General features: G+C 76.0%; 8 protein-coding genes. 6 read left to right on the plus strand and 2 right to left on the minus strand.

Annotated features, from left to right (window positions below; genetic code table 11):
• Window positions 1–1,231, minus strand: a 1,231-nt coding sequence (locus tag ACRYM0_RS19335) for a DNA gyrase subunit A (RefSeq protein WP_432507477.1), incomplete at its 3' end; no start/stop codon positions are given.
• 106 nt (window positions 1,232–1,337) lie between these two features.
• Window positions 1,338–1,955: a nitroreductase family protein gene (locus ACRYM0_RS19340; RefSeq protein ID WP_432507478.1), complete on the minus strand. Its 618-nt coding sequence runs from the start codon at window positions 1,953–1,955 to the stop codon at window positions 1,338–1,340.
• Window positions 1,956–2,003: 48 nt separating this feature from the next.
• Between ACRYM0_RS19340 and ACRYM0_RS19345 the strand changes: the two genes are divergently transcribed.
• The 6 genes from ACRYM0_RS19345 to ACRYM0_RS19370 form a co-directional block, all read left to right on the plus strand.
• A complete protein-coding gene (locus ACRYM0_RS19345; RefSeq protein WP_432507479.1) occupies window positions 2,004–4,697 on the plus strand; it encodes a bifunctional acetate--CoA ligase family protein/GNAT family N-acetyltransferase in 2,694 nt (897 codons plus the stop codon).
• 96 nt (window positions 4,698–4,793) lie between these two features.
• Entirely contained in the window at window positions 4,794–5,555 is a 762-nt protein-coding gene (locus ACRYM0_RS19350; RefSeq protein WP_432507480.1) for an alpha/beta hydrolase family protein, read from the plus strand.
• Between the two features lie 129 nt (window positions 5,556–5,684).
• Window positions 5,685–6,530: a carbonic anhydrase gene (locus tag ACRYM0_RS19355; protein ID WP_432507481.1), complete on the plus strand. Its 846-nt coding sequence runs from the start codon at window positions 5,685–5,687 to the stop codon at window positions 6,528–6,530.
• Between the two features lie 53 nt (window positions 6,531–6,583).
• Window positions 6,584–7,234 (plus strand): DUF5998 family protein, encoded by a 651-nt coding sequence (locus ACRYM0_RS19360; RefSeq protein WP_432507482.1) that lies wholly within the window; start codon window positions 6,584–6,586, stop codon window positions 7,232–7,234.
• Between the two features lie 29 nt (window positions 7,235–7,263).
• Entirely contained in the window at window positions 7,264–8,424 is a 1,161-nt protein-coding gene (locus tag ACRYM0_RS19365; RefSeq protein ID WP_432507483.1) for an alkaline phosphatase family protein, read from the plus strand.
• 125 nt (window positions 8,425–8,549) lie between these two features.
• A partial coding sequence (locus tag ACRYM0_RS19370; RefSeq protein ID WP_432507484.1) for a PRC-barrel domain-containing protein occupies window positions 8,550–8,733 on the plus strand: 184 nt, incomplete at its 3' end.

An 8,733-nucleotide genomic window follows, 5' to 3' on the forward strand; every position in this document is an offset into this window, starting at 1 on the left:
CCCCCCCGCGCCCCCACACGCACGAGAACACCCCCGCCCACCCCCCCCCCCCCCCCCCCCCCCCCCCCCCCCCCCCCCCCCCCCCCCCCCCCCCCCCCCCCCCCCCCCCCCCCCCCCCCCCCCCCACGTCCAGGCGGTGGGAGATGAACACCTCGAGCAGTTCCTTCAGCCCCAGCGTGCGGGGCTGGCCCTCGACGAGGGCGACGTTGTTGATGCCGAAGGTCTCCTCCATCGGTGTCAGCCGGTACAGCTGCTCCAGGACCGCCTCGGGCACGAAACCGTTCTTCACCTCGATGACCAGGTGCAGGCCCCGGGTGCGGTCGGAGAGGTCCACCACGTCGGCCACGCCCTGCAGCCGCTTGGCCTTGACGTTGTCGGCGATCTTCTCGGTCAGCCGCTCCGGGCCCACGCCGTAGGGCAGTTCCGTGACGACGATGCCCTTGCGGCGCGCGGTGACGTTCTCCACGCGGACCGCGGCGCGGGTGCGGAACGTGCCGCGACCGCTCTGGTACGCGTCGCGGATGCCCTCCAGGCCGACGACCCTGCCGCCGGTGGGGAAGTCCGGCCCGGGCACGAACCGCATCAGCTCCGGCAGGTCGGCGCCCGGGTTCTTGATGAGGTGGCGGGCCGCGGCGACCACCTCCCCGAGGTTGTGCGGCGGCATGTTCGTGGCCATGCCGACCGCGATGCCGCTGGCGCCGTTGACGAGCAGGTTCGGGAACGCCGCCGGCAGCACACCGGGTTCCCTCAGCCTGTCGTCGTAGTTCGGGACGAAGTCGACGACGTCCTCGTCCAGGCCGGTCGTCATCAGCAGCGCCGCCGGGGCGGGGCGCGCCTCGGTGTAGCGCTGGGCGGCCGGGCCGGCGTCCAGCGAGCCGAAGTTGCCGTGCCCGTCGACCAGCGGCACGCGCATCGTGAACGGCTGCGCCTGGCGCACCAGCGCGTCGTAGATCGCCACGTCGCCGTGCGGGTGCAGCTTGCCCATCACCTCGCCCACCACGCGCGCTGACTTCACGTGCGCGCGCTCGGGCGTCAGGCCCATGTCCTGCATCATGTAGAGGATCCGCCGCTGCACCGGCTTCAGCCCGTCGCGCGCGTCCGGCAGGGCCCGGGAGTAGATGACGGAGTAGGCGTACTCCAGGAACGCCCCCTGCATCTCCTGCTCGACGTCGATGTCGACGATGCGCTCGGGAGCGTCCGGCGGCGGGGGAGGGGACGTGCGTCGTGCCATGGCCCCCATCTTGCCGCCCGCGACCGACACCCCGGTGACACCCCGCCGACACCCCGCCGCCCGGCGAGGGCGCTCCCGGCCGGGCCGCCCCGGTCGGCCGCGCCGGTCAGCCGCCCCAGGGCGCGCCGAACGCGCCGTCGTGGGCGCTGTCGGCCAGGGTGCGCCGGTGCCGGTGCGAGGGCCGCGACGCCTCGCCCGGCGCCGGGTGCCCCAGCGCGACGGCGGCCACCAGCCGGCGCCCGGGCGGCACCCCGAAGCGCTCGCGCACCGCCGGGTGCGCCGCCGCCGGGACCCCGAACAGGCACGCGCCCAGCCCGGCGTCCACGGCGGCCAGCAGCAGCAGCAGACCGCTCATCCCGGTGTCGACGTCCGGCCAGCGCACCTCCCACGCCGCCGCGTCGCGGTCCGGGCCGGGCTTGTCCGGCCGCGCGTAGCGCTCGGCGTAGGCGCCGGGGTCGGCCAGCAGCAGCACCAGCACCGGAGCGGTGCGCATCCCCGTCAGCCACGCGTCCGCCGGGCCGGGGCGACCGCGCGCGCCCAGCTCCCAGAAGGCGTCCCGGTCGGCCGCCGCGCGCAGCACCAGCAGGTCCCGGCCCTGGCTGTTGCCCGCCGACGGCGCGCGCAGCGCCGCCGACAGCACCCGCTCCAGCACGGCCCCCTCCACCGGCCGGGCGTCGTAGCTGCGCACCATGCGCCGCCGGCGCAGCACCTCGGCGAAGTCCACGGGCCCACCCTCCCACCCCCGCGCCGGGGCCCCACTAGGGTGGCGGGCATGGTGCCGCTGCCGCCGGTGGGCTACCCGACCCGCTGGGAAGCGGACGTCGTGCTCCGCGACGGGGCCACCGCGCACGTCCGCCCCATCCGCCCCTCCGACGCCGACCTCGTCGCCGCCTTCCACTCGCGCCAGTCGGAGGAGTCGCGCTACCTGCGCTTCTTCGCCCCCATGCCGCGCCTGTCCAGCCGCGACCTGGAGCGCTTCACCAACGTCGACCACGTCGACCGCGTCGCGCTCGTGGCCACCGTGGGCGAGGACATCGTCGGCATCGCCCGCTTCGACGCCACCCCCGTGCGAGCCGGCGCGCCGCGCGCCGCCGAGGTCGCCTTCAACATCTCCGACGCCCACCAGGGCCGCGGGCTCGGCTCGGTCCTGCTGGAGCACCTGGCCGCCGCCGCCCGCGAGCGCGGCATCCGCCGCTTCACCGCCGACGTCCTGCCGCAGAACGCCAAGATGATCGGCGTCTTCCGCGAAGCCGGTTTCGAGGTCCGCCAGGGCTACTCCGACGGCGTGCTGGAGGTCTCCTTCGACATCGACCCCACCGAGCGCTCCGTGGACGTCATGCGCGCGCGCGAGCAGCGCGCCGAGGCGCGCAGCGTGCAGGCCCTGCTCTCACCGTCCTCCGTGGTGGTCGTCGGAGCCAGCCGCACCCCCGGCTCGGTGGGGCACCGCCTGCTCGCCGACGTCGTCACCGGCGGGTTCACCGGCACCGTGCACGCCGTGAACGCCGAGGCCGCCCCCGGCGAGCTGCTGCTCGGCGTGCCCGTGCTGCGCTCGGTGCGCGACCTGCCCGGCCCGGTGGACCTGGCGGTCGTGGCGGTGCCCGCCGCGGCCGTCGTGCCCACCGTCGCCGACTGCGCCTCCATGGGCGTGCGCGGCCTCGTCGTCGTCTCCAGCGGCTTCGCCGAGACCGGCCCCGAGGGCCTGGCCCTGCAGCGCGAGCTCGTGCGCATCGCCCGCGCCAACGGCATGCGCGTGGTGGGCCCGAACTCCTACGGCGTCGTCAACACCGACCCCGCGGTGCGCCTGAACGCCTCGCTGTACGGGCAGGTGCCGCCGGCCGGGCGCTTCGGCCTGTTCAGCCAGTCCGGCGCGCTGGCCGTGACGGTCCTGTCCTCCGCGCAGCGCCGCGGCCTGGGGCTGTCCACGTTCGTCTCCGCCGGCAACCGCGCCGACGTCTCCGGCAACGACCTCATGCAGTTCTGGCTCGACCACGACGCCACCGCCGCGGTGGGGCTGTACCTGGAGAGCATCGGCAACCCCCGCAAGTTCAGCCGCGTGGCGCGCACCCTGGCGCGCAAGAAGCCCGTCGTCGTCGTGAAGTCCGGCGCCTCCGGGTTCGGCGTGCCGCCCGGGCACGCCGTGCGCGCCTCGCGCGCCCCCTTCGAGGCCGTCGACAGCATGCTGCGCCAGGCCGGCGTCATCCGCGTGGAGAACGTGCACCAGCTGTTCGACGTCGCCCAGGTCGCCGTGCACCAGCCGCTGCCGCAGGGCGTGCGCGTGGCCATCGTCGGCAACTCCGACGCGCTGGGCACCCTGGCCGCCGACGCCTGCGTCAGCTGGGGACTGCAGGTCGTGCACGGGCCCGTGGCGGTCGCCCCGTACGCGGGCGTGGAGTCGTTCACGGCGGCCCTGGAGGCCGCCTTCGCCGACCCCGACGTCGACGCCGTCGTGGCCAGCTGGGTGCCACCCACCCCCGAGCCGGACCCCGCGGTGGCCGCCGCCGTGGCGCGCACCGCCGCGGCCGGCGCGAAGACCACCGTCACCTGCTTCCTCGGCACCCGCAGCGTCTCCGCCGCGCTCGCCGGCGCCAGCGGTCCCGACGTCCCCGCCGACGCGCCCGTGGTGCCCTCCTACCCCACCCCCGAGGACGCGGTGCGGGCCCTGGCCGCCGTCGTGCGCTACGCCCAGTGGCGCCGCCGCGACCGCGGGCACCCGCTGGCACCGCCGGGCGTGGACCTGCGCGCCGCGCGCGCCCTGGTGGAGCAGGCGCTGGCCCAGGCCCCCGACGGGCTGACGCTGGACGCCGAGCAGACGCGCGCCCTGCTGGCCACCGGCGGCATCGACCTGCTGGCCCGCGCGGAGGTCCGCAGCGTCGACGAGGCCGTCGAGGCCGCCGAGCGGCTCGGGTGGCCGGTGGCGCTGAAGACCGTCGGGGAGGAGCTGGCCGGCCGGCAGGACCTGCGGGGCGTGCGCCTGGGCATCACCAACGCCGCCGCGCTCGCCGAGGCCGTCGCCGACATGCGCCAGGTCTTCGGCCGGCGCGCGGACGTGCTGGCCGTGCAGCGCATGGCCGGGCAGGGGGTGCCGTGCATGGTGCGCAGCACCGAGGACCCCCTCTTCGGGCCGGTGGTCAGCTTCGGCGTGGAGGGCGACCCCCTCGACCTCATGGGCGACGTCGCCTACCGCATCCCCCCGCTGACCGACGTGGACGTCGCCGAGCTGGTGCGCTCGGTCAAGGCCGCCCCCAAGCTGTTCGGCCACCGCGGCACCCCCGTGATGGACGTCGACGCGCTCGAGGACGTCGTCGCCCGCGTGGCGGTGCTGGCCGACGCGCTGCCGGAGGTCGCCGAGATGCGCCTGTCACCGGTGCTCGTCGCCGAGCGCGGCGCGCGCGTGCTGGGCGCGGAGGTGACCCTCGCCCCGCCGCAGGGGCGCGCCGACCCCGACCGGCGCACCCTGCCCACGTGAGGCGCTCGGGTTCGCGGGGAGCCGGTGGCCCCACGGGCCCCGGCCCCGTGTGAGAGGGTCTGCCGCCAAGCACTCGGGGCGACGGAGCGGGGAACGGTGGCGCAACGCATCTCGTTCCCCGGCACCACGGGCCACAGGCTCGCGGGGCTGCTCGACCTGCCCGAGGGCGAGGTGCGCGGGTGGGGCGTCTTCGCCCACGGCTTCACCCTGGGCAAGGACTCGCCGGCCGCGGCGCGCATCTGCAGGGCCCTCGCGGCCGACGGCATCGGGATGCTCCGCTTCGACAACCTGGGGCTGGGCGACTCCGAGGGGGAGTGGGGTGACGGGTCCTTCACCCACAAGGTCTCCGACACGGTGCGCGCCGCGGAGTTCATGGCCGCACGGGGCACGGCCCCGGACCTGCTGGTGGGGCACTCCTTCGGCGGCGCGGCCGTCCTCGCCGCCGCGAGCCGCGTGCCCGGCCTGCGGGCGGTGGTCAGCGTCGGCGCACCGTCGGAACCGCGTCACGTCGAGCACAACTACGACGCGCTCGTGGACCGGGTGATGGCCGAGGGGCACGCCGAGTGGATGGTGGGGGGCAGGGCCCTCACCCTCAAGCGGGCCTTCGTCAAGGACGTGCGCCAGGCGGACCTGAAGCAGCAGATCCGCGGGCTCCGGGTGCCCCTGCTGGTGATGCACTCGCCGACCGACGACACCGTGAGCGTCGACAACGCCAGCGCGATCTTCCGCGCCGCACCGCACCCGCGCAGCTTCGTCTCGCTGGACGGTTCCGACCACCTGCTCGTCGCCCCCGGTCAGGCCGGGCGCGCCGCCCGCATCATCAGCGCGTGGGCGGACCAGTACCTGCGGTCGGCGTAGCCGGACGCCCCCCGCGGCCGGCCCGGCCCGACGCCTCCGGAGCGCCGGACACGCCCCGGCGCGCCGCGGTGCGCACCCGGTGCCACCGTGGAACCTCCGCAGGAGAACCGTACGACCGGAGGAACCCCCGTGCGCCGCCACACCCCCACGACCCTGGTCCTCAGCGCCGCGTTCGTCCTCCTCGCCGGGTGCGGCGGGCAGGACGACCCCGCGACGTCGACGGCGAGCTCCTCCTCCTCCGCGACCTCCTCCCCGAGCCCGTCGGCTCCCGACGCGGTGCAGTCCGCCGGCGCCCAGCGCGCCGTGGAGTTCGGGTACGAGGGGGAGCTGGGACCGGCGAACTGGGCCTCGCTGTCCGAGGACTACGCCGAGTGCGCCGACGCGTCGCAGCAGTCGCCGATCGACCTGGCGGGAGCCAGCACCGTGCCGCTGCCGGACCTGCAGTTCGACTACGCCACCGGGGACGTCGAGCTGAAGAACACCGTCCACACCGTGCAGGGCGTCGAACCCTCCGGTTCCACGATGACCGTGGACGGCAGGACGTACAGCCTCACCCAGTTCCACCTGCACGAGCCCGCCGAGCACACGGTGGCCGGGCAGACGTACGCCGGCGAGCTGCACCTCGTCCACACCGACGAGTCCGGGGCCGTGGCCGTGGTGGGGGTCCTGCTGCAGGAGGGGGCCGCCGACAGCGCGCTGGCGGAGTACTTCGGGCAGCTGCCCGCCGACACCAGCCAGGAGGTGACCCTCGCCGGCTTCGACACCGGGGCGCTGCTGCCGCAGGACCGCCGCACGTACCGCTACACCGGGTCGCTGACGACCCCGCCGTGCACGGAGGGGGTCTCCTGGTTCGTCATGCAGCAGCCGGTGGAGGTCTCCGCGGAGCAGCTGTCCGACTTCCGGTCCGTGATCACCGAGAACTCCCGGCCGGTGCAGCCGCTGGGCGGGCGCGAGCTGCTCCTCGACGCCGACTGACGCGACGGGCGGGGTGGGCGGTGGCGGTGCCCGCCGTGGGGGAGGATGGGGGGATGCGCGAGCGCACCCACTCCCGGCGGTCCGGGCACGGCACCAGCGGCACCCCCGGTCCCGAGGGGGCCCCGGCGACCGCACCCGGTGAGCTGCCGCCCCGGCTCCTGTCCGACCTCGAGCGCGCCGGCTACTACCCGGCCGTCGTCGCCGACAGCCTGCTCACCGCGCTGGCCGAGGAGGAGGTCGAGGCGCACCTGGTGCACCAGGAGACGACCTTCGACGCCAACGAGGTGCGCCGGCACGTCACCGTCCTGACCACCACCGCCACGCGCCTGCTCGTGGCGCACGCCGACGACCACGGTCCGGACGAGACGTCCCCGGAGCCGTACGCGGTGTGCTCCACGGAGTCGGTCCCCCTGGAGCAGGTCGCCTCGGTCGTGGTCTCGCAGGTCGTCACCCGGCCCGCCGACCACCGGCCCGGCTCCGTGCCCGCGGAGGTCAGCCTCACCATCAGCTGGGGCGCGGTGCAGCGCGTCGACCTCGAGCCGGCCAGCTGCCCCGACCCCGACTGCGAGGCCGACCACGGCTACACGGGCACCCTGACCGGGGACGACCTGACCGTGCGGGTGGCCGGGGCAGCCGAGGGCGCCGACGCGGTGGCGGCGGCCGTCGCGTTCGCCCGTGCCCTGTCGGCCGCCACGTCGCGCTGACGGCGCGGCGACCTCGTGGTGGTCCGGTCGTGAGCGCGAGCCCGGGCGTCGCGGGTGCGGCCCCGCCGGTGCCCGCGTACGGCGTCGACACCCTCGCGGAGCTGCTGCCTGCCGCCGCCCGCTCGCTGGGCGTCACCACGGGCACCGGTCCGGGTCTGGACCTGCCCCCGGCCGAACGGGTGTGCCTGCTCCTGGTCGACGGCATGGGGGAGCAGGCCCTCCAGGAGCGCTCCGGGCACGTGCCGGCGCTGCGCCGGTGGCGCGCCGACGGCGGCCACCGCGTGCTCACCGCCGGTTTCCCCACGACGACCGCCACGAGCATGGGCCTGCTGGGCACCGGCCTGCCGCCCGGGTCGCACGGGCTCGTCGGCTACGAGGTCCTCGACCCCGACCGCGACGCGCTGCTGAACCAGCTGCAGTGGGACGGCCCCGTGGACCCGCGCCGCTGGCAGCCGCACACCACCGTCTTCCAGCAGGTCGCCGCGGCCGGCGTGCCCGTCACGCGCGTGGCCCCGCCGCACTTCGACGGCTCCGGGCTGACCGAGGCCGCGCTGCGCGGCGGGCGCTTCGTGGGCACCCCCGAGCGGCTGGAGGCGCGCGTCGACGCCGCGGTCGCCGCGGTGCGCGCCGCGCCGCGCGGGCTCACCTACGTCTACTGGGGCCGGCTGGACCACACCGGTCACGGCGAGGGCGTGGGGTCCTGGCAGTGGGGCGAGGAGCTGGCGCGCGTGGACGCCGCCGTCGCCGAGCTGACCCGCCGCCTGCCGCGGGGCACCCTGCTGCTGGTCACGGCCGACCACGGCATGGTCGACGTGCAGGCTCCGCAACGGCTGGACCTGGCCCACGAGCCCGGCCTGCGCGAGGGCGTGCGCCACGTCGGCGGGGAGCCGCGCGCCGTGCAGCTGTACACCGAGCCCGGTGCCGCTGCGGCCGTCGCGCACGCCTGGGCGAGCAGGCTGGAGGGGGTCGCGCACGTCCTCACCCGCGCCGAGGCCGTCGCCGCCGGTTGGTTCGGGCCGGTCGAGCAACAGGTGGCCGGCCGCATCGGCGACGTGCTCGCCGTCATGACCGGCCCGGTGGCGGTGGTGGACTCCGCCCGCGCTCGCCCGCAGACGCTGCGGCTGATCGGCCAGCACGGTGCGCTCACCGACGACGAGCGCCTGGTGCCGCTGTTCACCGCGCTGCTGTGAGGGGCGCCGCGGGGCCGCGGGGAAGTTCCGCGCACGTCCCTGTTTGAGCCCCCGGGACCCGGGTAACCCTCTCGTTGTCAAGGGATTGGCGAAACGGCCAAGACGTCCAACGGAAGGGACACGACATGATCTCCGGGATGAACTCCGTCGAGGAGCTCTACGGCGCCACGGTCACCGGCACGGACGGCGACAAGATCGGCAAGGTCGACGAGGTCTACCTGGACAACGCGACGAACCAGCCCGAGTGGGTCTCCGTGAAGACCGGCCTGTTCGGCTCGAACGTCTCCCTGATCCCGCTGTCCCAGGCCA

It is taken from the genome of Kineococcus arenarius subsp. arenarius (assembly GCF_050871845.1).
Classification (GTDB): domain Bacteria; phylum Actinomycetota; class Actinomycetes; order Actinomycetales; family Kineococcaceae; genus Kineococcus.